The following is a 25,562-nucleotide window of genomic DNA, read 5'->3' as shown; positions in this document are numbered from 1 at the left end:
ACGGACACCACCCCCAACGAAGCGGTTCGCGGGGCGGTCACGCGCCGTACGGGTGAGAGCGCGCCCGAACTCAGATACGACCCCGGGACAGTTCGAGCAGCGTCATCGCGAGGGTGGTGCCGGGCCTGCCCAGCGCGTCGCTGTAGTGGCTGAGGATCTCGTTCTCACGGGTCAGGTTCACCCGTCGCCCGCCGGACGCGATCCGTGTCTGCTGGACCACGGCGGACACGGCGACCCGTTCCTGGATCAGCCCGATGATCCGGTCGTCCAGAGAGTCGATGCGCTCGCGGGCGTCGGCGATGGTCTGCTCGGGCGTGATGGCGGTCATAAGAGGCTCCTCGTCGGGGAACGGCCACCCCGGAGCGACACGACCCGGAGAACGACAGGCGCCCCGGGCCTTGTCGGCCCGGGGCGCCTGGAAAGTCGCTTGTCAGTAACTCAAGCAGCTCGACCATGGCAGCCGGCGGGCCGGTTGCCATAGGTAAAGAGGAAGGTCGGGTGCGTGAGCATGGGGGCGAGTATGCCACAGAGTCTTTTTGTCTTTTTGACGGTGCCCATCGAGCCCACCGAGACGGGCTGTGGGTGGGCATAGGCCTCGGGGGTCTGGGGGCGGAGCCCCCAGGACGACCAGGTGTCCCACCCGAGCCCCGTTAGAATCGGTACCCAAGACCCCCGCCCAACCGCCGGAAGGCCCCCGTGTCAGCAGCGACCCCCGCCCCCGACACCGTCCTGGTCGTCGACTTCGGCGCGCAGTACGCCCAGCTCATCGCCCGCCGCGTCCGCGAGGCCCGGGTCTACAGCGAGATCGTGCCGAGCACCATGCCGGTAGCGGAGATGCTCGCCAAGAACCCCGCGGCGATCATCCTCTCCGGCGGCCCCTCGTCGGTGTACGCGGAGGGCGCCCCGCGCCTGGACCGCGAGCTCTTCGAGGCCGGCGTCCCGGTCTTCGGCATGTGCTACGGCTTCCAGCTGATGGCCACGACCCTCGGCGGCACCGTCGACAACACGGGCGCCCGCGAGTACGGCCGTACGGAACTGCATGTCTCCCGGTCGTCCTCCACCCTCTTCGAGGGCACCCCGGACGAGCAGTCGGTGTGGATGTCCCACGGCGACGCCTGCTCCGCCGCCCCCGAGGGCTTCACGGTCACCGCGTCCACGGACGTCGTCCCGGTCGCCGCCTTCGAGAACGACGAGAAGAAGCTCTACGGCGTCCAGTACCACCCCGAGGTCATGCACTCCACGCACGGCCAGCAGGTCCTGGAGCACTTCCTGTACCGCGGCGCGGGCCTCACCCCGAACTGGACGACCGGCAACGTCATCGACGAACAGGTCGCCCTGATCCGCGAGCAGGTCGGCGACAAGCGCGCCATCTGCGGCCTGTCCGGCGGCGTCGACTCCGCCGTGGCCGCCGCGCTCGTCGCCCGCGCCATCGGCGACCAGCTGACCTGCGTCTACGTCGACCACGGTCTGATGCGCAAGGGCGAGACCGAGCAGGTCGAGAAGGACTTCGTGGCCGCGACCGGCGTCAAGCTCGTCGTCGTGGACGCGGAGGAGCGCTTCCTCACCGCGCTCGCCGGGGTCTCCGACCCCGAGCAGAAGCGGAAGATCATCGGCCGCGAGTTCATCCGCGTCTTCGAGCAGGCGCAGGCCGAGATCATCGCGGACGCGGGCCCCGAGGTCGCGTTCCTGGTGCAGGGCACGCTCTACCCGGACGTCGTCGAGTCCGGCGGCGGCACCGGCACGGCCAACATCAAGTCCCACCACAACGTGGGCGGCCTCCCCGAAGACCTCGAATTCCAGCTCATCGAACCGCTGCGCAAGCTGTTCAAGGACGAGGTCCGCATGGTCGGCCAGGAGCTCGGCCTCCCGGACGAGATCGTCCAGCGCCAGCCCTTCCCCGGCCCCGGCCTCGGCATCCGGATCGTCGGCGAGGTCACCAAGGACCGCCTCGACCTCCTCCGCGAGGCCGACGCCATCGCCCGCGAGGAACTGACCGCGGCCGGCCTCGACCGCGACATCTGGCAGTGCCCGGTGGTCCTCCTCGCGGACGTCCGCAGCGTCGGCGTCCAGGGCGACGGCCGCACCTACGGCCACCCGATCGTCCTGCGCCCGGTGTCGAGCGAGGACGCCATGACCGCCGACTGGTCGCGTCTGCCGTACGACGTCCTCGCGAAGATCTCCACCCGCATCACGAACGAGGTCGCCGACGTCAACCGCGTCGTCCTCGACATCACCTCGAAGCCCCCAGGCACCATCGAGTGGGAGTAAGCCTTTCTTGAGGCTCAGGTCCGCCTGACGGTGCGCACCGGCGCCCCAGGCGTCCAGATCTGGACGATCAGGTACTTCTCGTCCTCGACGTAGGTCCGCACGACCTCCGTCACCTCGGTGCGGAAGAGGTGGAACGGCTCCGGCGGTTCCACCTCTTTGCTGTACGCCCCCTTCACCCCGGCATCCGTCACCTCCACCGCCCGCCCGCCGACCCGCACATCCCCTCCCATCTCCGTACCCGCCCCCGGGTTCGCCTGCAGCGCGAACCGCGGATCACGCCGTAGGTCCAACGCCTTCAGCGAGTCGGGCATCATCCCGAGCCACAACTCACCGTCCAGGAACCGCACTTCGATCCCGGTGGTACGCGGCGACCCGTCCTTGCGCAGGGTCGCGAGGATGTGGTGCGTGAAGGCACCGAAGCGCTTCTCCACGGTCGCGGCGAGGTCGGGTTCCGCGGCGACGAATACCGCCCAGTTCGCTGTCATACGACCACTGTCCCGCCGATACCCGACACCTGCTGTCGTGATTCCGGCACGCTTGGTGCCGCATCTTTACAGAACACCACTGCCCTTTTCGCCTCACTGACGGTAACTTCCGCCGGTAACAAGGAACCCAGTGCTGGAGGACCGATGCACGGGCCGACGCCGCCCTCCCCCCTGCCCACCGACCGGCTGCAGTTCGCCATGCCGCCGATGCACGAATCGGTCGAGGACGAACGCCTGCACCGCAAGGAACGGCTCGCGGGCGCCCTGCGCCTCTTCGGCCGCCTCGGCTTCGAGGACGGGGTCTCGGGGCACATCACCGCCCGCGACCCCGAGTTCAGCGACTGCTTCTGGGTCAACCCCTTCGGGATGCCCTTCCGGCACGTCACCGTCAGCGACCTGGTGCTCTCCAACTCCGAGGGCCAGGTGCTCCAGGGCGGCCACCATGTGAACCAGGCCGCCTTCACCGTGCACTCCCAGGTCCACGCCGCCCGCCCGGACGTCGTCGCGGTCGCCCACTGCCACTCCGTGCACGGCCGCGCGCTCTCCGCCCTCGGCGACTTCCTCGACCCGATCAGCCAGGAGAGCTGCGCCTTCTACGAGGACCACGCGCTCTACGACGCCTACAGCGGCGTCTCCGTCGACGCCGAGGAGGGCAAGCGGATCGCCGCCGGACTGGGCTCGCGCAAGGCGCTCGTCCTGCGCAACCACGGACTGCTCACCGTGGGCGACTCGGTGGACGCGGCGGCCTGGTGGTTCCTGTCCATGGAACGCTCCTGCCAGGTCCAGCTCCTCGCGAAAGCGGCCGGCCGCCCCCTCCTCATCGACCACAAACTCGCCGTCGCCACCCGCGAACAGACCGGCGGCGACCTGGTCGCGTGGATCAACTACCAGCCCCTGTGGCAGGACATCAGCCGCAGCGAACCGGACCTCCTCAGTTGAGGCCTGTGCGGTAGCTGAGGCCTGTCCGGTCGAAGCCCGTTCAGTTGAAGCCTCTGAGCACCGCCTTCTTGGTCATCGTGAACTCCTCGTCTGTGAGCACCCCCTCCCGGTGCAGCTCCCCCAACTCCCGCAGCCTGCGCAGGAGTACGTCGTGATGGTCGGCCGGGGGCGGGACGGTGGCCGTCCGCGGCGGACGGTCCTCGAACTCGCCGTCGCCCCGGGCCGACGGATGCGGCAGCCGCGCGGTCACCGCCGTCGCGACCAGCGCGGTGAGCAGATCACGGCGGGTGCTGCCCCACAGGTCCAGGGCGTACGGGTCCTTCTCCGGCGGCAGTTTGGAGAACACCGTCTCGCGGGTCACGAACCGCATGAACCCGTCCTCGTAACCGGAGTTGGGCAGCCACTCCACCTGGACGAGGTCTCCCACGGCGACTATGCGCGGACCGGTGGCCCGCTTGACGCGCTCGGAGGTGTCGGCCCAGTCGATCCGCACCTGGGCGCCGTCGAAGGACACCGTGCCGTCGGAGGACCGGACGGAGACCGGGACCGGCGGGCCGGGGAGGAGATAGGCCTTGGTGGGTTCCTTGGGGATCTGGTCCAGGAGCAGCGCGTGCCGGATCTCCTCCGCCACGTACTCGGCGACCCCGGACCGGTCGATGTCCACGATCAGCCGGTACGGATCCGCCGGGTCCGGCAGCCGCCCGCCGGTCGCCTGCAGCAGCGGGTCGGCGCCCTCGCGCAGTCTCAGGCGCAGTCGGCCACGCTTGCGCTCGGGTTCGTAGACGACGCCCGCGACGGCTTCGAGAGGCACCGCGATCTCGCCGTACGTCTGCCGGAACAGTGGCACGGAGCGGTGAAGTCCCGGCGTGATACGGACCGTTGTGCCGTCGAAGGCCCAGGTCCCGTCGCGCTGGATGATCTCGGCCATAGAGAAATTCTCGCAGCCGGGTCAACACGGCAGCCGTCACTTCACCCGCGCTGACCAGACCTGCCGGACGCGGGCCGTGTCCCGTAGGGCACAATCCGCTGTTGTCGTACGGGAGTTGCAAGGCGGTGGCCAAAGGCTTCGGAGCCGGTCGCCGAACGTGAGGGCCCGGGGTCGCGGGCCGAGGGTCATGGGGAAGGCAGGCGTCGGGCGTGGCGGTGCAGGAGGCGAGACAGGGCGGCGAGCACGTCGGTGCCCACGGAGGCGGCTGTGCCTGCGGGGACTGCCCGCACGGAGCACGCGAGGGGCATCGGCGCGCGGTCGCCGCGTTCCTCGTCAAGCGGGACGGCTTCGCGGCCGGCGAGGGCCTGCCCGCGGCGGTGGCGCACTCGGCGTCCGCCTCCCGGCAGTGGGTCTCGGACGAACTGACCCAGTCCGCCGACGTCGTCGCCGAACGCGGTCGCGCCGAGGGCGGCGCCTGGCTGGCCCGCCTGTGGCACCGCACGGCCTTCGCGGTGTGGGGCGCCTTCGTCGTGCTGCTCCTGGTGCAGTCGCTCACCGCGATCGGCGCGGGGTGGACGGCGGCCCGCACCGCCGGACTGCTGGCCGCGCTCGTGGTCGCCGGTGCGGTGACGGCGGCCTCCTGGTTCCACCGGGCGCGCGGCGGGGCACTCGCCCCCGTCATCGGTGAGGACAACCGGCTGTCGACCTCCCGTGCCGTGGCCGTCTCCTGGGTGCTGTTCGTGGCGTACGCGGTGCTGGTCCTGGCCGGCCGCCTCGCCGCGGCCTCCGACCATGCCGAACGCGACGCCCTCATCTCCGGCCTCGAACTCGCCCGCGGCGCCGGTGTGGTGACCGTCCTCGCCGTGGTCTGCGCGATCGCCGTGCTCGTCCGCCGGGTCGTGGGCCTGCGCGTGCTGGGCCAGCGCCTCCAGAAACTCCCCGCGGACCGCCCCCGCGCGGCCGACCTCCTCACCGACGACGCGGGCCGCGGCACCTTCGCCGACATCCAGTACGTCGCGATCAGCGCCGTCGCCCTCGTCTTCGTGGCCGTACGCCTGGCCCGACGCCCCGACCAACTGCCCGACCTGCCCTGGGGCTTGGCGGTGGTCGTGTTGATCTCCGCCGCGACATACCTGGCCGGCAAGTACGCGGAGGGCGGCCGTCCGGTCATCCTGTCGGTGGTGCGGTCGAGGGAGGCGGGCGACCTCGATGCCCCCATCCGCACCGGCGACGACATCGAGATCCGCGGCGCGGGCTTCGTCCCTCCGGGTGCCCAGGGCGCGGACCGCCTCTCCCGGATGGTCGTCCGCATCGGCCCGGTCAACGTCCACGTCCCCCTGGTCCCGGTCGCCGGCGGCTTCTCCAACCCGACGGACACCCTCCTGACCGTGCCCGTCCCGGTCGACGTGGAGCCCGGACGCGTGGAGGTACAGGTGGTGACCGCGGCGGGCGTGGAGACCAACGCCTGCGTGGTCGAAGTGACGGACTGACCGTGAGTGACGACGTCCTCGACTGAATATCCACAGAAGACGGACAACAGGCGCCCGCGTCCGGCCGAAGTCGGAAAAACTGGCTGAAGCATGGTTGAGCGGGTCCCCCTATTCGTACGTATGGTCTGTTGAGGGGTCACGGCACGGCGGGCGAGAGGCGGCTAAGGGCGATGACTCACGGCACTCGAATGGATACGCAAACCCCCTATCTCGACGGCGATCGGAGTTGGCGGGACACCGCCACCCGTTACGCCCTGCTCCCCTTGCGCGTCTTCCTCGGCGTCACCTTCATCTATGCCGGCCTGGACAAACTCACCGACAGTGCCTTCATGAAGTCATCCGGCGCAGGCTCGATCGGCGAGACGATGCGCGCGGTCCGCGACTCGTCGGCGATCCCGGCCCTGGTCGACCTGTCCCTGAAGAACCCCGTCGGCTTCGGCTACGCCATCGCCTTCGGTGAACTCGCTGTCGGCATCGGCACCCTGATCGGCCTGCTGGCCCGCCTCGCCGCACTCGGTGGCGCACTGATCTCACTCAGTCTCTGGCTGACCATCAGCTGGGCCAATGACCCCTACTACTACGGCAACGACCTCGCCTACCTGATGGCCTGGCTGCCCCTCGTCCTCGCAGGCGCCTCCGTGTTCTCCCTCGACGCCGCGATCCGAGCCAGGCGAAGGCAACGGACGGGCGGCTACCGGTAGCTCCCGATCAGGGGAGCCGCCGGTGCTGGAGCCGCCGGGTTCTTCCCGGGCGTGCCGTCAGTCCCCTTCGTAGACGATCGTCAGCCGGATATGTCCGGACCGGGGTCGGCCGTGCTCGTACGGCCGACCCTGCGCCGTCTGCGGATCGCCCCGTTGACACCCGCCACCACACCGGCCAGGAACAGGCCGACCGTGACCAGAGGGATCACCGCGAACCATTCGGTCACCCACAGCCCGCCCGCGTCCCCGGCGTAGACGACGCCCGCGGTGACGAGGAAGAGACCGGCGACCAGCTTCCCGGGCTGGAACTCATGACGCAGCACGGCTGACCTCCGCCTGTCCGACGCCGACCTTGAGGTCCAGGTCCAGCGTGCCGGTGCTCTTGACGCCCGTCGCCGGAGTCAGGGTGACCTGCTGATGCTTGTCCGGCTCCACGTCCACGTCCTTCTTGTCGTCACCGGGCAACTGGATGTCCCCGACGCCCACGTCCACCCTCAGCTTCACCGTCACGTCCGACGGCACGATCACCTTCAGCTGCCCGACACCCACCTCGGCGTCCGTCGTGACCGTCTGCCCCTTGGCCGGCCGCAGCCGGGTCAGGTCGAGCGTGCCCACGCCGTTCCCGAGGTCGTACTTCTGCTGTACGTCGGCCACCGCCGCGGGCTGCCAGGTGAGGTGTTCCCAGTGGGTGGTGAGGTCCTTGGGCAGGGCGGCCGAGGCGGCGAGCAGGCCGGCCGTGACGATCGCGAGGAACACCGAGCCCGCCCCCGTACGACCGGCGAACGCGCTGACCGCGATCCCCAGGCCGAAGACGACGAGCGCACAGGCCAGGCCCGTCTGCAGGCTGGTGCCGAGCGCCTGGTCGTGCCAGTTCGCCGCGGTGCCGAGGCCGCCCGCGAGCAGGGCGAGCAGGAACACCCAGCCGCCGATCCAGCGCGGGCCGCGCGCCTTCGGAGGTGCTGGGCGCGGGGTCCGCTGATCCTCGCGCCAGTGCGGGTAGGAGGGGCCGAGGCTGATGTTGACCGCGTCCGCGATGTCACGGTCACGGGAGTCGCCGGGGCCCCAGAGATAGCCGGTGCCCCCGACGTGGGTGCCGTCCTTGACGATCGGGTCGCGCCACCAGGAGGGATAGGCGGCGGGCACCGGCGGTGCCTGGGCCTCCGGCGGGGCGTCGGCGACGGCCTGCGCGGCCAGCGGGTCGGGGTCCGGGGCGCCGCGCTGCTGCGACCAGTACCCCGCGCCCGCCAGCAGGAGGGAGAGGACGACGGCGAAGGTGAGCACGCTGCCGTTGCTCAGCATCGACAGGAACACACCGCAGCCGACCAGAGCGAACAGCACGGCCGCCAGGGCCTGGCCGTCGACTCGGCCGGTGAAGAGCTTGCGGACCTCGTTCTCCTCCTCGTCGTCGTACGGGACGAAGAGCCAGGCGAAGCCGTAGAAGATGAGGCCGATGCCGCCCGTCGCCGAGAGCACCGCGAGCGTGATCCGGAAGATCACCGGGTCCATGTCGCACTGCCGTCCGAGCCCCGCGCACACCCCCGCGAGCACCTTGGACCGCCGGTCCCGCCGGAACCGGTGCGGAGCCGCGGACGCGGTGCTGCCGCCGGGCACGGCACCCGGCGAAGAGGCGGCACCCGCGCCGGGCACGGCGTCCTGCGGCCCGCCGCCCGCTCGCGGACGTGGGCCGGAGCCGGGTCCAGGACCCGTCGCGGCGCGCTCGTGATCTGTCATGCGTCCATGCTGCCCGCCGCGGGCCGCCGATGGCAGTCGGGACGACCCTGGCCGAACCCTGAAATCCGCCCTGACCCGGACCGGGGGAGTGTTCGACAACGACCCCGACCCCGTGAAAGGCCCCTGCGGCACGCCGTTTTCGAAGATCAGGGGAGTATCGGGGGTCGACCCTGATGCTCCGGACGGCGGGGCGTGTGAACATCGGTGGCATGCCGGAAGCCGCAGCAGTGCCAGTCGAGGAACCGCGGCCGCCGCGCAAGCTCTACCGCAGCAGTGACGGACGCTGGCTCGGTGGTGTGGCGCGGGGGCTCGCCGGGCATCTCGGCCTGCCGGTGATCTGGGTGCGCCTCGTGTTCGTGGGCCTGTTCCTCGCGGACGGACTCGGCGCGCTGCTGTACGCCTCGTTCTGGTTCTTCGTGCCGCTCGGCGTCGGCGGTGTCGCCGGTCAGCGGCCCCCGTCCCTCGTCTCCACCGAGACCTCACCGGACGGCCGCCGCAGACTCGTCGCCCGCAAGCCCGACAAGGGCCAGATCGTCGCCCTGCTCCTCATGGTCGTCGTGGCGCTGGTCTTCGTCGGCAATGTGAATCTGGGCAACGGCGCCAAGGCCTATCTCTTCCCGACCGTCCTCGTCGGCGCGGGCGTCGCCCTCGTCTGGCGGCAGGCGGACAACGCCCGCCGGGCCCGCTGGGCCGAGGTCGGCAGCCGCCGCCGCACGCTCAGCCTGCTGCGCGCGGGCGGCGGGGTCCTGCTCGTCACCGCCGGTGCCACCGCGATCTTCGTCCTCCAGGGCTCCGCCAGCCACCTCGGCTCGGTCCTCCAGGCCGCCCTCGCGGTCCTCGTCGGCATCACGCTGCTCGCCGGCCCGTACCTCGTGCGCATGACCCAGGACCTCTCCGAGGAGCGCCTGATGCGCATCCGCGCCCAGGAGCGCGCCGAGGTCGCCGCCCATGTCCACGACTCCGTGCTGCACACCCTGACCCTGATCCAGCGCAACGCGGAGAGCCCGAGCGAAGTGCGCCGCCTGGCCCGCGCCCAGGAGCGCGACCTGCGCGCCTGGCTCTACAAACCGGAGGGCACCGGCAGAGACGAGGCCGACGAACCCGACACCCTCGCCGAGGCGGTGCGGCGCAGCGCGGCCGAGGTCGAGGACAAACACGGCGTGCCCATCGAGGTCGTCGTCGTCGGCGACTGCCCACTCGACGACAGAATCAGCGCCCAGATGCAGGCCGCGCGCGAGGCGATGGTGAACGCGGCCAAGTACGGTGGCGAGGGCGGCGCCGTACAGGTCTACGCCGAGGTGGAGGGGAAGACGGTCTTCGTGTCCGTCCGTGACCGCGGACCGGGCTTCGACCTCGACTCGATACCCACCGACCGCATGGGCGTCAGAGAATCGATCATCGGCCGTATGGAGCGCCACGGCGGCACGGCACGGCTGCGCGCCGTGCCGGACGGCGGCACCGAGGTCGAGCTGGAGATGGAGAGGGCGGAGAAGACGTCATGAGCGACGCGACCGAGACGAACGAACCGGCGGAGCCGACCGGCGGGAGCGCGGGCGGGCGTCACGTGCGCGTGGTCCTCGTCGACGACCACCGCATGTTCCGTACGGGGGTCCAGGCCGAGATCGGCCGCACCGAGGAGACCGGAGTCGAGGTGGTCGGCGAGGCAGCCGACGTCGACCAGGCGGTCACGGTCATCACCGCGACCCGCCCCGAGGTGGTCCTCCTCGACGTCCACCTCCCGGGCGGCGGCGGCGTCGAAGTCCTGCGCCGCTGCGCCCCGTTGATGAGCGACGCCGAGCAGCCCGTCCGCTTCCTCGCCCTGTCCGTGTCGGACGCGGCGGAGGACGTGATCGGGGTGATCCGCGGCGGTGCGCGCGGCTACGTCACCAAGACGATCACCGGCGCGGACCTCGTCAACTCCATCTTCCGGGTCCAGGAGGGCGACGCGGTCTTCTCGCCCCGCCTGGCCGGCTTCGTCCTCGACGCCTTCGCGTCGACCGACGCCCCGCCGGTCGACGAGGACCTCGACCGCCTCACCCAGCGCGAGCGCGAGGTGCTCCGCCTCATCGCGCGCGGCTATGCCTACAAGGAGATCGCCAAGCAGCTGTTCATCTCGGTGAAGACGGTCGAGTCCCATGTCTCGGCGGTGCTGAGGAAGCTCCAGCTGTCGAACCGGCACGAGCTGACCCGGTGGGCGACGGCACGCCGACTGGTGTGACCCGAGCCCTGCGCAGGCGCTCACACCACCCGCGTGGCCCCCGCGAACGGCATCTGGTCGATCGGCGCCAGCCGCACCGGAGCCGTCGGGTTCGGGGCGTGGATCATCTGGCCGTCGCCGACGTAGATGCCGACGTGACTGATGCCCGAGTAGAAGAACACCAGGTCGCCGGGGCGCAGTTCGGACCGGGAGACCCGCTGGCCGGCGTTGATCTGGGCGTAGGTCGTGCGGGGCAGCGAGACACCGGCGGAGCTGTAGGCGGCCTGGACGAGGCCCGAGCAGTCGAAGGCGTTCGGGCCCGTCGCGCCCCAGACGTAGGGGCTGCCGAGCTTCTGGTAGGCGTAGGAAACGGCCGCCGCCGCACGGGAGTTGGGGGCGTCGGCCGTAGCGGCGGAGGAGCCGGGCGCGTCCAGCGCGCCCCGGGCCGTCGTAGCGGACCGTGACGCGCGTCCCGTGCCGCCGGTCGTGCCGTCCCCGACCTGAGCCCGCTGCTGCGGAGTCAGTCCGGACAGCAGCCGGCGCGCCTGGTCCAGCTTCCCGTTGATCGTCTTCTTCTGCCTGCCGAGCTCCGCCTGCCGGGACTTCAGCGAGGTCAGTTCGATGTGCGCGGCGCCGCGCAACTGCTCGATCTCCCGCAGCTGTTGCCGTACGAGGGCGACGGCCGTCGTCTGGCGGTGACCCACCCGGTCGGCGAACTCGGCGCTGTCCAGATACCGTTCGGGGTTGTCGGAGAGCATGAGCTGCACCGCGGGGTCGATGCCGCCGCTGCGGTACTGGGCGGCGGCGACGTAACCCAGCGAGTCCCGGGCCGAGTTGAGCTTCTCCGCCTTGCGTGCCGCCTCGTCCCGCAGGGTCTTCAGCTGCTTCTCGGCCGCGTCCGCCTTCTCCTTGGCGCCGTCGTACTTCTCGGTGGCGACCTCCGCCTCCTGGTACAGCTTGTCCACCTTGGCCTTGACCTGCGTCGGTGTCAGCTGTGGCTCGGCGTGTGAGGTCCCGTCGAAGCCCGTCGCCGTCGCCGCGCCCGCGAGGGCGATCGTGGCTGCCGTACGGGCTGTATTGCCGCTGAGCGAGCGCTGTCGGGGCTTGCGGTGCGCTGCCACGTGGACTGCACGTCCTTTCGTACGACCGCCGGGGGAGCGGGCGGTTGCGCGTCCGGCGGCGGCTCACACAGGGGGAGCGGGCCGCCGCCGGACCTTTTCGGCGGTGGTGTCCGACTGCCGCCCCTGGTCCGGGCGGCGGTGGGGAGCCGGTCACCTGGTGGAGGACGCTAAACCTGACGGTGACGGCCCGGTAACGCATGTACGGAACTGACATGAGGTGATCAGGAATTGACCATGAGTGACTGTGATCCCGGTCCGGGGTCGCCGCCTTCGCGCGGCGCGCTGACCGATGCGGCGGTTCCGGCGTGGGGCGGGGTGGCCCGATGCTATGGCCGCATATATGCAAGGTCATGCGGGCCGCTACAGAGGGGCGGTGTCGGCCGGTCCCCGAGCCCCTGATTAGGCTCCGACCCCATGGACGTACTCATCCATCTCTTCGTCGGCCTGCACATCATCGGCATCGCGGCGCTGCTCGGCGGTTTCCTCACCCAGATGAAGGCGATGGGCCAGGGCACGGCCCGCTTCGTCCCCGGCATGCTGCACGGCGCGCTGACCATGCTGGTCACCGGCGCGATCCTGGTCGGCCTCAACCAGGCCGACGATCAGCACGTCAACAACATCAAGATCGGCATCAAGCTCGCGCTGCTGATCGTGATCCTCGGACTCGTCTACGTGAAGCGGGACGAGGAGACGGTCGACAAGAACCAGTTCGCGCTGGTCGGCGGGCTCACCATGGTGAACATCTTCATCGCGGTCCTGTGGACGTGACCCCGGACGTGGCGGCCAGGTAGAACCGGACCGTCCCCGCGGCGACCACCAGCCAGGCGGCCACCGCGATCCACAGCATCACCTCTCCGGGCGTCCGCAGCCACGAGACGTCCACGGCGGTGCCCACGGACAGCGCGGTCGCCGCCGTCATCCCGAGCGGGAACACCGTCGACCAGCGGCGCACGTCGTAGCGCAGCCGCGGCCGGGCGACCTCGGCGGCCACCAGGACGACGCACCAGGCCACGTCGAGCACCAGCAGCGCCATGGTCACGGCCCGCAGGACGCCCCGGTCGTCGGAGTTCCACAGGTACAGGCGCGCGCTGTTCGCGGCGATCAGTTTCGACCCGGCCAGCGCCGAGACGGCGAGCGCGCCGCCGACGATCCAGTGGTCGCCCGCCCCGGTGATCACCTGGCGCCATTCGAAACGGGCGAGTGCGAAGCCGTAGAGGACCAGCCCGAACCAGAACAGCACCAGTGCCGTGTGTGCGAGCCAGGCCACGGACTCGGCCCCGGCGATCGTCGCCCCGAGGACGGCCAGCGACTGGGTGGCCACACTGCCGAGGAACACGGTGCCGGGCATCCGCCCCTGCCAGTTCCGTACGACCCGCACGAGGAGCCATGGCCACAGCACCGCGGCCAGTGCCAGCAGCGCCTCGGCCACCGTCTGCCGGCCCGCCGCCGAGAACCGCGTCCCCAGTACGGCGGTCGCGGCCGAGGCGGTCAGCGCGCCGGGCGTCCCCGCCTCCGCGAGCCACCGCCGCCGGTCCCACAGCAGCCGTACGACGAAGTCCGCGGCCAGCCCCAGCCAGAAGGCGCAGGCCACCGCGAAGGCGATACGGGACAGCACCTCGTAGCCCGTGACGTGCAGGCCGACCGACACGATCGCGGTCGCCATCACGACGGCCCCGGCCGCCGGCGGACGCTGCGCCCACCAGGCGCGGAAGCGGGAGACACCGGTACCGGACATGGTCCGATGCTAGGGAGCCGCCCCGGTGCCGACGACGGGCCACGCGCGCGTGGAGCTCAAAAACACCTGCACGCGTGCGTGCGTCCGAAGGTTCCGCTCAGGCCGGCCGCACCACGCGGTGGACGGTTGCCGCGCCGTCGTGGTGGATCGATTCCTCGCGGACGTAGGCGCCGGGCCTGGGGGCGTGGATCATCGTGCCGTTGCCGATGTAGACGCCGACGTGGCTGCTGTCGTCGTGGAAGAAGACCAGGTCACCGGGTTGCGCGTCGGCCAGGGAGACCGTCGTGCCGGCGTCGGCCTGGTCGGTGGTGGCGCGCGGGAGGGTGAACCCGGCGGCCTTCCAGGCGGCCTGGGTGAGCCCCGAGCAGTCGTACGAGCCGGGACCGGCGGCGCCCCAGACGTACGGCTTGCCGACCTGGGCGCGGGCGAAGGCGATGGCCTTGGCGGCCTTGGTGGCGTACGAGGAGTCGGCGGCGGGCGAGGGGCCGGAAGGGGCGCTCTGTGTGGTCGGCTGTGACAGCAGCTCGCGCGCGGTGGAGAGTTTCTTCTGGACGGTGGCCTTGGCCGTCCTCAGGTCGCCCTGCGTGTCGTTGGGGGTCTGGAGGCTCTCGGTCGTCTCATGACGCACAGCGTTCTTCTGGCGGCCGGTCAGCCGGCTCATCAGCTGGGCCTGCTCGAAGTAGTCCTGCGGGGTGTCCGGGAGCAGGAACGTCGAGGCGTCCGGTGCGGAGGCCCCGGTGCGGTACTGCGCGGCGGTGAACGAACCCAGCCGCTCCCGCGCGGAGTTGAGCTTCCGCGCGAGCTTGGGCGCGTTGTACTGCTCGGTCGCCGACTCCGCCCGCCGGTAGAGGTCGTCGACCTTCTTCTCGACCTCTCCGAGGCTCCGATCGCCGTCGTCGGCGGCGGGGGTCCATATGCCTGCGATGCGCGAGCCCGCGGAACGCGGCTTGCGGTGCGACGACGCCAAAGGAGGCGACTCCTTCCAGATGGTTGCCCTACGGTCCGTGCCCCGAAAGGGAGTTGGACCGGTTCACCCCAGGTCGGTGGGGGCGTACGGCTTGAACGCACGCTAACCAATTCGTGTGGCTTGTGTGAAGGTTGATGTTCGAAATGCCCGACATGTCTCCGTGGTCTTGATCGCACGCGAGATCGGCCGTCGCCGATCGTGATCGACCGGTTCTGGACCGTGAATTTCCCCGAGTTCTCGGGGTGGCGGTCGGTTGTCAGTGGGGCGCCCTAAACTCGGAGAGCGATGAGCAGCCTCTTTGACGACAGCTTCCTGGCGGATCTCCAGGGCCCTCGGGCCCACGAGGGAGAGCCCCCGCCACCGCCCGAGGACGAGCACGGACCGGAGCCGATTCCGGACGACCTGTTCGGCGGGAAATTCGACGTGCCCGCGAGCAGAGACGCCCACTACCGGGACGGCGCCCCACGCCCGGTGGTCGACCCGGCGGCGCTCCTGGACGGGCTGAACGAGAACCAGCGCGCGGCCGTCGTCCACTCCGACACCCCGCTGCTCATCGTGGCCGGCGCCGGCTCCGGCAAGACCCGCGTGCTCACCCACCGCATCGCCTACCTCCTCGGCGAGCGCCATGTGCACCCGGGCCAGATCCTCGCGATCACCTTCACCAACAAGGCCGCGGGCGAGATGAAGGAGCGCGTCGAGCAACTCGTCGGCCCGCGCGCCAACGCGATGTGGGTGATGACCTTCCACAGCGCGTGCGTCCGCATCCTGCGCCGCGAGTCGAAGAAGCTCGGCTTCACGTCCTCGTTCTCGATCTACGACGCCGCCGACTCCAAGCGCCTCATGGCTCTGGTCTGCCGCGACCTGGACCTCGACCCGAAGCGCTTCCCCCCGAAGTCCTTCAGCGCCAAGATCTCGAACCTGAAGAACGAGCTGATCGACGAGGAGGACTTCGCCGCCCAGGCTGCCGACGGTTTCGAGAAGACCGTCGCCCAGGCCTACGCGATGTACCAGTCGCGGCTGCGCGAGGCCAACGCCCTCGACTTCGACGACCTGATCATGACGACGGTCAATCTGCTGCGCGCCTTCCCGGACGTCGCCGAGCACTACCGCCGCCGCTTCCGCCACGTCATGGTCGACGAGTACCAGGACACCAACCACGCGCAGTACGCGCTGGTGCGCGAGCTGGTCGGCACCTCGGAGCACCCGGTCGACGTCCCGCCCAGTGAACACGACCTGCCGCCCGCCGAGTTGTGCGTCGTGGGTGACGCCGACCAGTCGATCTACGCCTTCCGCGGCGCGACGATCCGCAACATCCTCCAGTTCGAGGAGGACTACCCGAACGCGACGACGATCCTCCTGGAGCAGAACTACCGCTCCACACAGACGATCCTCTCCGCCGCCAACGCGGTCATCGAGCGCAACGAGTCCCGCCGCCCCAAGAACCTGTGGACCAATGCGGGCGCGGGCGCCCAGATCACCGGCTATGTCGCGGACACGGAGCACGACGAGGCGCAGTTCGTCGCCGAGGAGATAGACCGTCTCACCGACGCGGGCGAGGCGAAGGCCTCGGACGTCGCCGTCTTCTACCGGACGAACGCCCAGTCCCGTGTCTTCGAAGAGATCTTCATCCGCGTCGGCCTGCCCTACAAGGTCGTCGGCGGAGTCCGCTTCTACGAGCGCAAGGAGGTCCGGGACGTCCTGGCCTACCTCCGTGTGCTGGCCAACCCGGAGGACACGGTCCCGCTGCGCCGCATCCTCAACGTCCCCAAGCGGGGCATCGGCGAGCGCGCCGAGGCGATGATCGACGCCCTCTCGCAGCGCGAGAAGATCAGCTTCCCGCAGGCGTTGAAGCGCGTCGACGAGGCCTACGGCATGGCCGCGCGGTCGACGAACGCGGTCAGGAAGTTCAACACGCTGATGGAGGACCTCCGTACGATCGTCGAGTCCGGCGCGGGCCCGGCGACCGTCCTGGAGGCCATCCTCGAACGCACCGGCTATCTCGCCGAGTTGCAGGCATCGACCGACCCGCAGGACGAGACCCGCATCGAGAACCTTCAGGAACTCGCCGCCGTGGCCCTGGAGTTCGAACAGGAGAACAGTGGCGGAGAGGGCGAGAGCGAGACTCCGGTCGGGCTCGCCGCCTTCCTGGAGCGGGTGGCGCTCGTCGCCGACTCCGACCAGATCCCCGACGAGGACGAGGACGGCTCCGGAGTCATCACGCTGATGACCCTGCACACCGCCAAGGGCCTCGAATTCCCGGTCGTCTTCCTCACCGGCATGGAGGACGGCGTCTTCCCGCACATGCGCGCCCTCGGCCAGGCCAAGGAGCTGGAGGAGGAGCGACGCCTCGCGTACGTGGGCATCACGCGCGCGCGTGAACGCCTGTATCTGACACGCTCGTCGCTGCGCAGCGCCTGGGGGCAGCCGTCGTACAACCCGCCCTCCCGCTTCCTGGAGGAGATCCCGGCGGCGCACGTGGAGTGGAAGCGGACCGGCGCGATGGCGGCTCCGCCGTCGACGGGTCCGGCCTCGGGTATCGCGGCCTCGCTGTCCTCGTCCCGTTCGCGCTCGTCGGCGTCGGGTGCCTCGGGCTTCGCCACCCGCAGGACCTCGGAGAAGCCGGTCGTGGCACTGGCCGTCGGTGACCGGGTCACGCACGACCAGTTCGGACTCGGCACGGTGGTCGGCGTGAAGGGCACGGGGGCGAACGCGGAGGCGACGGTCGACTTCGGGGAGCCGAAGCCGAAGCGGCTGCTGCTGCGGTACGCGCCGGTGGAAAAGCTGTAGTTCGAGGGGGAGTTACGTCGGGTCGAGCCCGTGGCTGCGAAGCCACGGGAGCGGGTCGATCGCCGCTCCGCCCGCGGGCCGCACCTCGAAGTGGAGGTGCGGACCGGTGGAGTTGCCCGAGTTCCCGGAGTACGCGATCGGGTCGCCGGCCTTCACCGTCGTACCGGAGGCGACACGGTAGCTGGAGAGGTGGCAGTACCAGGTCTGCGTACCGTCCTTCTCCGTGAGGATCAGCATGTTGCCGTAGGCGCTGTTCCACTTCGTGCTGACGACGCCGTCGGTCGCGGCCATCACCGTCGTGCCGTACGAGACGGGGAAGTCGATGCCCGTGTGCACGGACATCCAGTTGACGCCGGCCTGGCCGAAGTAGGCGCTGAGGCCCTTCTGCGTGACCGGCAGCACGTACTTGGGGCGCAGCCGCTCCTTGCGGGCCGCCTCCGCCGCCGCCTTCTTCTTGTCGGCCTCCTGCTGGGCCTTGAGGTCGATGCGTTCCTGCGTACGGCTGGCCCGGTCGGCGAAGTCGTCGGCACCGGCCGAGAGGCTCTTGATCTGGGCGTCCAGCTTGTTGTTCGCGACGGACGGCTTCACCGAGGTCGCGTCGGACGCGGAGGCCGTCGTGTCGCTGCCGCCGGTCAGCGTGCCGACGGACGCGGCGGCGATCCCGGCGACCCCCATCACACACGCGGACGGCACGGCGATGGTCATCAGCGCGGACCGCTTCGGGGGCGTACGACGGCGGGACCGGCTCCCGTTGCGGGACGCGGCACGCGAACCGGCCGGGGCCGACGCCGGGGTGAACTCCTCCTGGTCCTCAAGGAGTTCGGGGTGAGGCTGGGACCCGGCCGGCTCCGGCTCGGAGTCGTCCAGGGCGGGCATCTCGCCGGTGGCGGTCAACTCGCCGTGTTCCGGGGCCGGTTCGTCATGCGGCTCGTCGTACGCCTCGTGGTACGTCTCGCCGTAGGTCTCGTCGTGCGACACCTGCTGGAAGACGCTGGTCGCGTCGGCGGCGGTGCCGTCGGCGTTCCACTGCGTGGCGTCGTACGTGCCCGTCTCGAAGCCCTGCGTGCCCCACTGCCACTGCTGGGTCTGGTCGGCGGGGGCGGCGGAACCGGTCGACGGATCGGGCTGGAGCCAGGCGTTCGCGTCCCACTGACGGCTGATGTCGGGGGCGGCGGTCTGCGGCGGGATGGCGGACAGCTGCTGGTAGTCGGCCGACCAGGCGGTGGTCTCGTAGGCGCCCGTGTCGTACGCGGCGTGGTGCTGGGCCGCGTACGGGTCGTAGTTCAGGGTCTGTTGGGCACCCGTGGACCAGGCCGAGGAGTCGTAGGCGCCGGTGGCGTGCGAGCCGGTGTCGTGGCTGTAGCCGTTGCCCGGCATGTCGCCGAAGAGGGGGTCGGTGGCGAAGCTGGCGGTGGCGTGGGCGCCGTCCGCGCTCGGGTGGAAACCCGTGGCGGTGTGGTCGCCGTACGTGGTGAAGTCACCGTACTGAGCGTCCTGTCCGCCGTACGACGCGTAGTGCGCCGCAGTGGCATCGGAGGAAGCCGGAGCCGGGGTGGTCATGGTCCCCGACGGGTGACGATCGTTCACCAACTTCTCTATTCGCCTCGACAACAGGGGCTGCCAGAGCAGTGCGGTGGACTGTACCCGGCAGTATGCGGGCACGACAATCTTCGTCGGGTTTCGCGTCAGCCGGAAACGGGCATTCGGCCGTCTTTCGGGGGACGACGGGCACGGGTTTGGCCTTGCGTTCGAATAGCGTTCGAGGTCAGGGGGCTGTTCGCCCGCTGTCGGTGCCCGGTCAGGCCACGGTCAGCCCGCCGGTGCGGGTGGCGGCCGGGGCTTCCGTCCGTGGGGTGTCGAGAGCCTGGTGTATGCCCGTCGCCACGGCGGGGTGTACCGGCAGGGCGAGATGGCCGATGCCGCTGACCTGGACGTTCTGGGCGATCAGGTCGGGGTGGTCGATGCGGGCGGTCTCCAGCGGGTCCATCAGGTGGTCGAGATCGCTCCAGAAACTGACGAAGTGCGTGCGGCAGCCGGGCGCGGGCAGGGCCAGTTCCTCGATCACCGCCGAGCCGGGCCGCATCTGGCGGACGATCGGGTGGGCGTTGGCCAGCGGGACGACGGCGGTACCGGAGTGCGGGGTGCCGAGCGTCACGAGGGTGCGGACCCGCAGGTCGCCGCCGAGCCGCTGCACGTAATAACGGGCGATCAGCCCACCGAGGCTGTGCCCGACGATGTCCACCTCCCTGCTGCCCGTGCGCTCGCAGATCTCCTCGATGTGCCGGCCCAGCAGCTCGGCCGCGGTGCGGATGTCGCAGGTCAGCGGCGAGTAGTTGAGCGACTCGACCGGCCGGCGGCCGTGCTGGGCCAGGGAACGGCGCAGCAGCACGAAGACCGAGCGGTTGTCGATGAACCCGTGCAGCAGCACGACCGGGGGTTTCGCCTCGGTCGGCAACTGCGTCGCGTCCTCCCGTGCGGCCAGCTCGGGCAGGGGTTCCCGGCGCTCCTGGGTGATGCCGGAGGGATAGAGGAGAAGGTGGCCCGCGAGGATCACGATCTCCAGCGCGGTCGCTTTCAGGAGGGTCAGGGAGAGGCCCGCCAGCCTGCTGGGCAAGAGGCGCTGGCAGAGGGGGAGAAAGGGCAGTGCAGCCCTGGTGACCTTCATGGCCGACCTCCTGTCGGCACACGGAACGACAGCTCCGTCCCCCGTGTGCCCTCGTGGGAGGCCACGGCGAGGATCACCGACGGTGCGCGAGGGGTACGCGGGGCGTGCCCTTCATGCCAGTGCCGATGCGCCGCGCCTCCACGGCGCGCGGCCTGCGGCGCGGTGGTACGGCGACCTCGTTGCGGCTCCCGTTGCGCTTGTTCCCGCTGGAACGCTGCGCGGTGAACGTGTCCCAACGTGTGATTTCCCCCTCGGTATCCGCCGCGAAACTGCCGGTTGCGGGATGCTGGAGATAACGTTCGTTCACTCCCCGCGCCGGAGCGGATGCCGCGGTACCCGTCGGTAGGGATGAACGCAGTCGCTTCATGGAGGCAGTGATGGGTGTGGCAGCCGGTCCGATCCGCGTCGTGGTGGCCAAGCCGGGGCTCGACGGCCACGATCGCGGGGCCAAGGTGATCGCGCGTGCGCTGCGCGACGCCGGAATGGAGGTCATCTACACCGGCCTCCACCAGACCCCCGAGCAGATCGTCGACACCGCGATCCAGGAGGACGCCGACGCGATCGGCCTCTCCATCCTCTCCGGCGCCCACAACACCCTCTTCGCCGCGGTGATCGACCTGCTGCGGCAGCGCGAGGCGGCGGACATCCTCGTCTTCGGCGGCGGCATCATCCCCGAGGCGGACATCGCGCCCCTGAAGGAGAAGGGCGTCGCGGAGATCTTCACGCCCGGGGCGACGACGCAGTCGATCGTGGACTGGGTGCGGGAGAACGTACGACAGCCGGCTGGGGCGTAGGGCCTGCGGCGATCGGGGTTCGCTGTTCAGCGCGGGTCGGCACTCTCAGCCCGTCCGGCGTTTGAGGACGAGGCCGTCCAGGCCGAAGGGGGGTTTGGGGGCGCAGCCCCCAAACTTCTACGGCGCCTCCAACTCCAGCCGCTCTTACGGCGCCCCCAACTCCTCCGCCATCGCCGCGCGCAACCGCAACGTAGTGACCAGCCGCTGAAACGCCTCCGCCCAATAACCCCCCGCTCCCGGCGCCGCGTCCTCCGACTCGTCCGGCACCGCCAGCAACCCGTCCAGCCGACTCGCCTCGCCCGGATCGAGACACCGCTCGGCCAGCCCCATCACCCCACTGAAACTCCACGGATAACTCCCCGCGTCCCGGGCGATGTTGAGCGCGTCCACGACAGCCCGCCCAAGCGGCGCAGCCCACGGCACCGCACACACCCCGAGCAGCTGAAACGCCTCGGACAGCCCCTGTGCCGCGATGAACCCGGCCACCCACTCGGCCCGTTCGCCCCCGCCCAGCGTGCCGAGCAGCTTGGCGCGCTCGGCCAGGGACACCGCCCCCGGCCCGCCCGCCTCGGGGGCCGACGGCGCCCCGAGCAGCGCCCGGGACCACTCGGCGTTCCGCTGCCGCACCGCCGCCCGGCACCACGCGGCGTGCAGCTCGCTCCGCCAGTCGTCCGCCACCGCAAGCGCCACGATCTCCCGGGGCGTACGGCCGCCGAGCCGCCGTTCCCAGGTCGCGAGCGGTGTCGCCTCCACCAACTGGCCGAACCACCACGAGCGTTCACCGCGTCCCGCCGGCGCCTTGGGCACCACACCGTCCCGCTCCATGCCCGAGTCGCACTCGTGCGGCGCCTCGACGACCAGGCCCGGTTCCTCGCGCGTACGGTCGACAGCCACGCAGGCCGCGGCCCGGACCGCCATCCGTCCGGCGAGCGCCGAGTCCGGGAGCGCCGACAGCAACTCCGCCGCCGTGGACCGTACGTTGCGGCTCCGGTCGGCCAACGCCTGTTCCAGGAACGGCTCGTCCTCGGCCACGAGACCCGTCCGCAGCGAGTCGAGGAACATCAGCCGGTCCTCCGCCCGCTCCGTCCCCCAGGTCGTGGCGAGCAACTCGCGTGCTGCCGTGGGCCGGTGCGCGCGGATCGTCGCGAGCAGAGCGACACGCTCGGCGAACAGCCCTTCCTGCCACAGCTGTTGGACCCGGTCGGGGTCGTCGAGGTCCGGCAGGGCCGCGCCGCCGCCCGGGGTCGCGCGCAGGGCGAACCGCCAGCCCGGGTTCAGCCGGGCCAGCCACAACGCGCGCGGGCCCGCGAACTCCAGCGCCGCCGGCCGCAGATCGGTCCGCCCCCGCGCCGCGTCCAGCAGCGCGGGCAGCACCTGAACGGGCGCGCCGAAACCACGCGCGTTCGCCGCGGTGAGCCACTGGGGCAGCAACTCCATGAGATCCGACGAGGTGCCCCTACGGCCCCCGCCGCCCGTACCGGGACGGTCGGCCAGCAGCATCACCAGCCTGCGGGCCGCCGCTGCGGGCAACGCCGGGCGCGGATCGGGTGCGGCCGGCTCCGGACGCTCCGCCGCCCGCGCCGGACACAGCCCCGCTCGTCGTCGTACGGTCTCCACGGCCGCCGCGTCCAGCAGGGCCACGGGTGCGTCCTGACCCGGCGCGCACCCCGGAGGCGTACGCCGGTCGGTGCCGAGGAGCGCCGTGGTGACGAGCTCTTCCCAGTCGGCCGCCGGGGGCGCCGGTGCGGGGGTGGTGTTCATGCGGTGCCTTTCCGTCGGGATCGTGGAGGGCGAGGGCGAGGGCGAGGGTGCGGCCGGGTTCGGGGTCGGTCGGCTAGGTCCTGTCGTCACATTCCCGTCGTCGCCCGGAGGGCGGCCTCGCGGCGTCAGGTGCGTGCTCTCGGCGTGCCGGGCGTAGGCCCTCGTACTGGTTGTACGTGGGTCTGTGCCCGGTGCGGCGAGAGTGCGTGCATGGCGTCGCGAGGCAGACGGGAATGTGACGACAGGGCCTAGGGGGCTCAGCACAGGGACACCGGCTCTCCCGCCCCCTCCGGCCAGGCCGTCAGCGGGGTGAAGCCCCGGTGGCCCAGCTCGCCGAACACCTTGACCGGGGCGCCGCCGGAGAGGGCGACGAGCCGCCACAGGCCGGGACGGGAGCGGGCGGTGGGGGTGAGGGGGAGCGCCGAGTCCGCGTCGGCGTCCGCCAGTTGCCAGGAGTCGCCGTCCGGGGCCGGTACGACCCGCTCCAGCGTCACCGGGACCGCCTCCAGCCACGGGTCGTGCCGTAGCGCTTCCCCGTAGCGGGCGGCGGCCTGCGCAGTCGTCACCCCTCGCGGCCGAGCCGCCGTAGGAGAGGGCGGTGCGAACTGCTCGCCAAGGGCCGCCCGGAGCTGCCCGGCGCCCGGAAACGCGGACACCTCCGCCTCCAGGGCCAGCCCCACTGGCAGGGCGAGTTCGGGGGCGCGGCCCGCGGCGCCGTAGGAGAGGAGCAGGCTCGTGCGGTCCGACTCCGTGCCGTACAGCCATATTCTGCGCGTCGTCAGTTTCGTGTCCGTCGTGTCGTACTGGGCGAGGACCAGCCAACTGTCGCGCAGTGACGGGCCGTCCGCCGAGCCGGGCAGGCCGATGCGGGATCGGACCGTCGCCGCCAGACCGTCGGGCAGCCGCTCACGGCGCAGCCAGGCCTGGTCGAGGAGGTGGAGCAGGGCGCACTCCTCCAGCAGCCGCACCGGCCAGCCGGGTCCCGAGGCCGGTATCGCCCCCAACTCCCTTGCCCGCGCGGCCAGTCCGGGTGCCTGTGCGTCGACCATGCGGGCCGCGGTCTCCTCCCACAGCCCGTACCCCGCCTGCTCCGCCGAGGCCAGGCCGGCGCGCAGCAGATCCGTCAGCCGCTGCTCCAACTCGGCCGCACCCGCGGTGATCCGCTCGGCTCGGCGCTCCGCCCGGCGCCGCGCCGCCTCCGGATCAGCGGCGGCCGGGGAACCGGCCGCCCCCGCCGCCCGCTTCTCCTCCGTCCGCTTCCGCCGCCCCGCCAGCCACTCCTCGGCCCAGTCCGGCGCCTGCCCCGACGGCACCGCACCGTCCTCGCCCGCCCACAACAGCAGCAGCCCCAGCGCGTGTTTGCACGGGAACTTACGGCTCGGACAACTGCACTTGTACGCCGGCCCCGCGGCGTCCGCGATGTCGACGACCGTCTGATACGGCTTGCTGCCACTGCCCTTGCACAGCCCCCACACCGTCCCCTCGTCCGAACTGCCCGACTCGGACCACGGCCCCGCCGTCCCGAGCTTGCTTCCCGCTTTGCGTGACGCTGCGTCAGGCGCCAGTGCCAGCACCTGATCAGCCGTCCAGCGCACCCCCTGCTGAGTCATGTCATCGAAGGTAGATCCCGGCACTGACAATCGGTCCGTCAGCGATTCGGTTATCGGCTTCGCCAGCGCATTTCCGCAGGTCAGATCGCGTTGTCAGTGGCGTGGTGCACGGTGGACACCAGATCCGAACCGGCCGAGCTGGAGGGGGCCTCAGCCATGACTGTGTCCGCAGAACCCACACGATCCACGTCCGCGGCGGCGAGCGGGGAGCCGTCGACCGAGGCACTGCGCCCGCACGCCGAGGACGCCTTCGCCGACGAACTCGCCGCGCTGGCCGCGCAGGACGACCGGCCGCGCCCGGTCCGCTGGAAGATGTCGCCGTGGGCGGTCGCCACCTATCTGCTCGGCGGCACCCTGCCGGACGGCACGGTGATCACACCGAAGTACGTGGGCCCGCGCCGCATCGTCGAGGTCGCCGTCACCACCCTCGCCACCGACCGCGCCCTGCTCCTGCTCGGCGTGCCCGGCACCGCGAAGACCTGGGTGTCCGAGCACCTGGCGGCGGCGGTCAGCGGCGACTCGACCCTCCTCGTGCAGGGCACCGCCGGCACACCGGAGGAGGCGATCCGCTACGGCTGGAACTACGCGCAGCTGCTCGCCAACGGCCCGAGCCGCGACGCCCTCGTGCCCAGCCCCGTCATGCGGGCCATGGCGGAGGGGATGACGGCGCGCGTCGAGGAGTTGACCCGTATCCCGGCCGACGTACAGGACTCGCTGATCACGATCCTGTCGGAAAAGACGCTGCCGATACCGGAGTTGGGACAGGAGGCGCAGGCGGTCCGCGGCTTCAACCTGATCGCCACGGCCAACGACCGCGACCGTGGCGTCAACGATCTCTCCAGCGCCCTGCGCCGCCGTTTCAACACGGTGGTGCTGCCGCTGCCGGAGAGCGCGGACGCCGAGGTCGAGATCGTCGCGCGCCGCGTCGACCAGATCGGCCGCTCCCTCGACCTGCCGACCGTGCCCGAGGGCGTCGACGAGATCCGCCGGGTGGTGACCGTCTTCCGCGAGCTGCGCGACGGGATCACGGCCGACGGGCGGACGAAGCTCAAGTCACCCAGCGGCACCCTGTCGACGGCCGAGGCGATCTCCGTCGTCACCAACGGGCTTGCCCTGGCGGCCCACTTCGGCGACGGACTGCTGCGGCCCAGCGATGTCGCCGCGGGCATCCTCGGCGCCGTCGTCCGCGACCCGGCGGCCGACCGGGTCATCTGGCAGGAGTACCTGGAGGCGGTCGTCCGCGAGCGCGACGGCTGGAAGGACTTCTACCGGGCCTGCCGGGAGGTGAGCGCGTGAGCGACTCCAGGGGGCGGGTCGACGAGGACTCCAGTCGGGGCTGCTGGAGCGGGAGTTGGGGTGGGAGTGGGATCCGCAAGGGAGGGG

The 25,562-nt window shown here is 71.1% G+C and carries 22 protein-coding genes; 10 read left to right on the top strand and 12 right to left on the bottom strand.

The genetic code is table 11. The annotated features are described in order from the left end of the window. Positions 1-70: 70 nt before the first annotated feature. Positions 71-328, bottom strand: coding sequence for a chorismate mutase (locus AB0I69_RS35030; RefSeq protein ID WP_363099761.1), 258 nt, complete (start codon positions 326-328; stop codon positions 71-73). A 368-nt stretch (positions 329-696) separates the two neighbouring features. On the opposite strand from AB0I69_RS35030, the gene guaA reads away from it, so the two are divergent. Next, the gene (gene guaA, locus AB0I69_RS35025) at positions 697-2,268 is read left to right on the top strand and encodes a glutamine-hydrolyzing GMP synthase (RefSeq protein ID WP_363099760.1); all 1,572 of its coding nucleotides are present in this window, start codon (positions 697-699) and stop codon (positions 2,266-2,268) included. Positions 2,269-2,282: 14 nt separating this feature from the next. On the opposite strand, the gene AB0I69_RS35020 is transcribed toward guaA, so the two are convergent. Beyond that, positions 2,283-2,753 carry a pyridoxamine 5'-phosphate oxidase family protein gene (locus AB0I69_RS35020; RefSeq protein ID WP_363099759.1) on the bottom strand — a complete coding sequence of 157 codons (471 nt, stop codon included), beginning with the start codon at positions 2,751-2,753 and terminating at the stop codon, positions 2,283-2,285. Positions 2,754-2,897: 144 nt separating this feature from the next. Between AB0I69_RS35020 and AB0I69_RS35015 the strand changes: the two genes are divergently transcribed. Beyond that, positions 2,898-3,692, top strand: a complete 795-nt coding sequence (locus AB0I69_RS35015; protein WP_363099758.1) for a class II aldolase/adducin family protein — start codon at positions 2,898-2,900, stop codon at positions 3,690-3,692. A 40-nt stretch (positions 3,693-3,732) separates the two neighbouring features. On the opposite strand, the gene AB0I69_RS35010 is transcribed toward AB0I69_RS35015, so the two are convergent. Then, positions 3,733-4,620, bottom strand: a complete 888-nt coding sequence (locus AB0I69_RS35010; protein ID WP_363099757.1) for a DUF4429 domain-containing protein — start codon at positions 4,618-4,620, stop codon at positions 3,733-3,735. Positions 4,621-4,829: 209 nt separating this feature from the next. On the opposite strand from AB0I69_RS35010, the gene AB0I69_RS35005 reads away from it, so the two are divergent. Both AB0I69_RS35005 and AB0I69_RS35000 read left to right on the top strand, forming a co-directional pair. Beyond that, the gene (locus tag AB0I69_RS35005) at positions 4,830-6,110 is read left to right on the top strand and encodes a hypothetical protein (protein ID WP_363099756.1); all 1,281 of its coding nucleotides are present in this window, start codon (positions 4,830-4,832) and stop codon (positions 6,108-6,110) included. A 170-nt stretch (positions 6,111-6,280) separates the two neighbouring features. After that, complete coding sequence (locus AB0I69_RS35000; RefSeq protein ID WP_363099755.1) at positions 6,281-6,811, top strand: DoxX family protein; 531 nt, start codon at positions 6,281-6,283, stop codon at positions 6,809-6,811. An 80-nt stretch (positions 6,812-6,891) separates the two neighbouring features. On the opposite strand, the gene AB0I69_RS34995 is transcribed toward AB0I69_RS35000, so the two are convergent. Both AB0I69_RS34995 and AB0I69_RS34990 read right to left on the bottom strand, forming a co-directional pair. Continuing rightward, positions 6,892-7,134, bottom strand: a complete 243-nt coding sequence (locus AB0I69_RS34995) for a hypothetical protein (protein ID WP_363099754.1) — start codon at positions 7,132-7,134, stop codon at positions 6,892-6,894. Beyond that, positions 7,121-8,542 carry a PspC domain-containing protein gene (locus AB0I69_RS34990; RefSeq protein WP_363099753.1) on the bottom strand — a complete coding sequence of 474 codons (1,422 nt, stop codon included), beginning with the start codon at positions 8,540-8,542 and terminating at the stop codon, positions 7,121-7,123. The genes AB0I69_RS34995 and AB0I69_RS34990 overlap by 14 nt, the downstream gene beginning before the upstream one ends. 173 nt (positions 8,543-8,715) lie before the next feature. On the opposite strand from AB0I69_RS34990, the gene AB0I69_RS34985 reads away from it, so the two are divergent. Next, positions 8,716-10,044: a PspC domain-containing protein gene (locus tag AB0I69_RS34985; RefSeq protein ID WP_363099752.1), complete on the top strand. Its 1,329-nt coding sequence runs from the start codon at positions 8,716-8,718 to the stop codon at positions 10,042-10,044. Beyond that, the gene (locus AB0I69_RS34980; RefSeq protein WP_363099751.1) at positions 10,041-10,760 is read left to right on the top strand and encodes a response regulator transcription factor; all 720 of its coding nucleotides are present in this window, start codon (positions 10,041-10,043) and stop codon (positions 10,758-10,760) included. The genes AB0I69_RS34985 and AB0I69_RS34980 overlap by 4 nt, the downstream gene beginning before the upstream one ends. 20 nt (positions 10,761-10,780) lie before the next feature. Here AB0I69_RS34980 and AB0I69_RS34975 read toward each other — a convergent pair whose 3' ends face one another. Beyond that, positions 10,781-11,860, bottom strand: a complete 1,080-nt coding sequence (locus tag AB0I69_RS34975) for a C40 family peptidase (protein WP_363099750.1) — start codon at positions 11,858-11,860, stop codon at positions 10,781-10,783. Between the two features lie 414 nt (positions 11,861-12,274). Between AB0I69_RS34975 and AB0I69_RS34970 the strand changes: the two genes are divergently transcribed. Continuing rightward, positions 12,275-12,628 carry a hypothetical protein gene (locus tag AB0I69_RS34970; RefSeq protein WP_363099749.1) on the top strand — a complete coding sequence of 118 codons (354 nt, stop codon included), beginning with the start codon at positions 12,275-12,277 and terminating at the stop codon, positions 12,626-12,628. Here the strand turns inward: AB0I69_RS34970 and AB0I69_RS34965 are convergent. Together AB0I69_RS34965 and AB0I69_RS34960 are read right to left on the bottom strand one after the other, a co-directional pair. Continuing rightward, positions 12,606-13,595 carry a tellurite resistance/C4-dicarboxylate transporter family protein gene (locus AB0I69_RS34965; protein WP_363099748.1) on the bottom strand — a complete coding sequence of 330 codons (990 nt, stop codon included), beginning with the start codon at positions 13,593-13,595 and terminating at the stop codon, positions 12,606-12,608. The two genes, AB0I69_RS34970 and AB0I69_RS34965, sit on opposite strands and share 23 nt — an antisense overlap. Positions 13,596-13,692: 97 nt before the next feature. Further along, entirely contained in the window at positions 13,693-14,562 is an 870-nt protein-coding gene (locus AB0I69_RS34960) for a C40 family peptidase (RefSeq protein WP_363099747.1), read from the bottom strand. Positions 14,563-14,847: 285 nt separating this feature from the next. Between AB0I69_RS34960 and pcrA the strand changes: the two genes are divergently transcribed. Next, on the top strand, positions 14,848-17,349 hold the full coding sequence (pcrA, locus tag AB0I69_RS34955; protein ID WP_363099746.1) for a DNA helicase PcrA: 2,502 nt from the start codon (positions 14,848-14,850) through the stop codon (positions 17,347-17,349). Positions 17,350-17,361: 12 nt separating this feature from the next. Here the strand turns inward: pcrA and AB0I69_RS34950 are convergent, their stop codons facing one another. Both AB0I69_RS34950 and AB0I69_RS34945 read right to left on the bottom strand, forming a co-directional pair. Continuing rightward, entirely contained in the window at positions 17,362-18,909 is a 1,548-nt protein-coding gene (locus AB0I69_RS34950; protein WP_363099923.1) for a M23 family metallopeptidase, read from the bottom strand. A 238-nt stretch (positions 18,910-19,147) separates the two neighbouring features. After that, positions 19,148-20,014: an alpha/beta fold hydrolase gene (locus AB0I69_RS34945; RefSeq protein ID WP_363099745.1), complete on the bottom strand. Its 867-nt coding sequence runs from the start codon at positions 20,012-20,014 to the stop codon at positions 19,148-19,150. 377 nt (positions 20,015-20,391) lie between these two features. On the opposite strand from AB0I69_RS34945, the gene AB0I69_RS34940 reads away from it, so the two are divergent. Continuing rightward, complete coding sequence (locus tag AB0I69_RS34940) at positions 20,392-20,808, top strand: cobalamin B12-binding domain-containing protein (protein WP_363099744.1); 417 nt, start codon at positions 20,392-20,394, stop codon at positions 20,806-20,808. Between the two features lie 144 nt (positions 20,809-20,952). On the opposite strand, the gene AB0I69_RS34935 is transcribed toward AB0I69_RS34940, so the two are convergent. Both AB0I69_RS34935 and AB0I69_RS34930 read right to left on the bottom strand, forming a co-directional pair. After that, on the bottom strand, positions 20,953-22,569 hold the full coding sequence (locus AB0I69_RS34935) for a DUF5691 domain-containing protein (protein ID WP_363099743.1): 1,617 nt from the start codon (positions 22,567-22,569) through the stop codon (positions 20,953-20,955). Positions 22,570-22,826: 257 nt separating this feature from the next. Then, positions 22,827-24,179 (bottom strand): SWIM zinc finger family protein, encoded by a 1,353-nt coding sequence (locus AB0I69_RS34930; protein ID WP_363099742.1) that lies wholly within the window; start codon positions 24,177-24,179, stop codon positions 22,827-22,829. Positions 24,180-24,335: 156 nt separating this feature from the next. Between AB0I69_RS34930 and AB0I69_RS34925 the strand changes: the two genes are divergently transcribed. Then, complete coding sequence (locus AB0I69_RS34925) at positions 24,336-25,475, top strand: AAA family ATPase (protein WP_363099741.1); 1,140 nt, start codon at positions 24,336-24,338, stop codon at positions 25,473-25,475. Positions 25,476-25,562: the final 87 nt, after the last annotated feature.

It is taken from the genome of Streptomyces sp. NPDC050508, assembly GCF_040655155.1.
Lineage (GTDB): Bacteria > Actinomycetota > Actinomycetes > Streptomycetales > Streptomycetaceae > Streptomyces.
The sequence above is the reverse complement of the archived record's forward strand: the minus strand, read 5'-3'. Positions and strand labels throughout refer to the sequence as shown.

What these genes read in the sequence shown, in the direction of transcription:
- AB0I69_RS35030 (WP_363099761.1), bottom strand. Translation starts at nt 328, where the DNA reads ATGACCGCCATCACGCCCGAGCAGACCATCGCCGACGCCCGCGAGCGC.
- AB0I69_RS35020 (WP_363099759.1), bottom strand. Translation starts at nt 2,753, where the DNA reads ATGACAGCGAACTGGGCGGTATTCGTCGCCGCGGAACCCGACCTCGCC.
- AB0I69_RS35015 (WP_363099758.1), top strand. Translation starts at nt 2,898, where the DNA reads ATGCACGGGCCGACGCCGCCCTCCCCCCTGCCCACCGACCGGCTGCAG.
- AB0I69_RS35010 (WP_363099757.1), bottom strand. Translation starts at nt 4,620, where the DNA reads ATGGCCGAGATCATCCAGCGCGACGGGACCTGGGCCTTCGACGGCACA.
- AB0I69_RS35000 (WP_363099755.1), top strand. Translation starts at nt 6,281, where the DNA reads ATGACTCACGGCACTCGAATGGATACGCAAACCCCCTATCTCGACGGC.
- AB0I69_RS34990 (WP_363099753.1), bottom strand. Translation starts at nt 8,542, where the DNA reads ATGACAGATCACGAGCGCGCCGCGACGGGTCCTGGACCCGGCTCCGGC.
- AB0I69_RS34985 (WP_363099752.1), top strand. Translation starts at nt 8,716, where the DNA reads ATGCTCCGGACGGCGGGGCGTGTGAACATCGGTGGCATGCCGGAAGCC.
- AB0I69_RS34980 (WP_363099751.1), top strand. Translation starts at nt 10,041, where the DNA reads ATGAGCGACGCGACCGAGACGAACGAACCGGCGGAGCCGACCGGCGGG.
- AB0I69_RS34970 (WP_363099749.1), top strand. Translation starts at nt 12,275, where the DNA reads ATGGACGTACTCATCCATCTCTTCGTCGGCCTGCACATCATCGGCATC.
- AB0I69_RS34965 (WP_363099748.1), bottom strand. Translation starts at nt 13,595, where the DNA reads ATGTCCGGTACCGGTGTCTCCCGCTTCCGCGCCTGGTGGGCGCAGCGT.
- pcrA (WP_363099746.1), top strand. Translation starts at nt 14,848, where the DNA reads ATGAGCAGCCTCTTTGACGACAGCTTCCTGGCGGATCTCCAGGGCCCT.
- AB0I69_RS34950 (WP_363099923.1), bottom strand. Translation starts at nt 18,909, where the DNA reads ATGACCACCCCGGCTCCGGCTTCCTCCGATGCCACTGCGGCGCACTAC.
- AB0I69_RS34945 (WP_363099745.1), bottom strand. Translation starts at nt 20,014, where the DNA reads ATGAAGGTCACCAGGGCTGCACTGCCCTTTCTCCCCCTCTGCCAGCGC.
- AB0I69_RS34940 (WP_363099744.1), top strand. Translation starts at nt 20,392, where the DNA reads ATGGGTGTGGCAGCCGGTCCGATCCGCGTCGTGGTGGCCAAGCCGGGG.
- AB0I69_RS34935 (WP_363099743.1), bottom strand. Translation starts at nt 22,569, where the DNA reads ATGAACACCACCCCCGCACCGGCGCCCCCGGCGGCCGACTGGGAAGAG.
- AB0I69_RS34930 (WP_363099742.1), bottom strand. Translation starts at nt 24,179, where the DNA reads ATGACTCAGCAGGGGGTGCGCTGGACGGCTGATCAGGTGCTGGCACTG.
- AB0I69_RS34925 (WP_363099741.1), top strand. Translation starts at nt 24,336, where the DNA reads ATGACTGTGTCCGCAGAACCCACACGATCCACGTCCGCGGCGGCGAGC.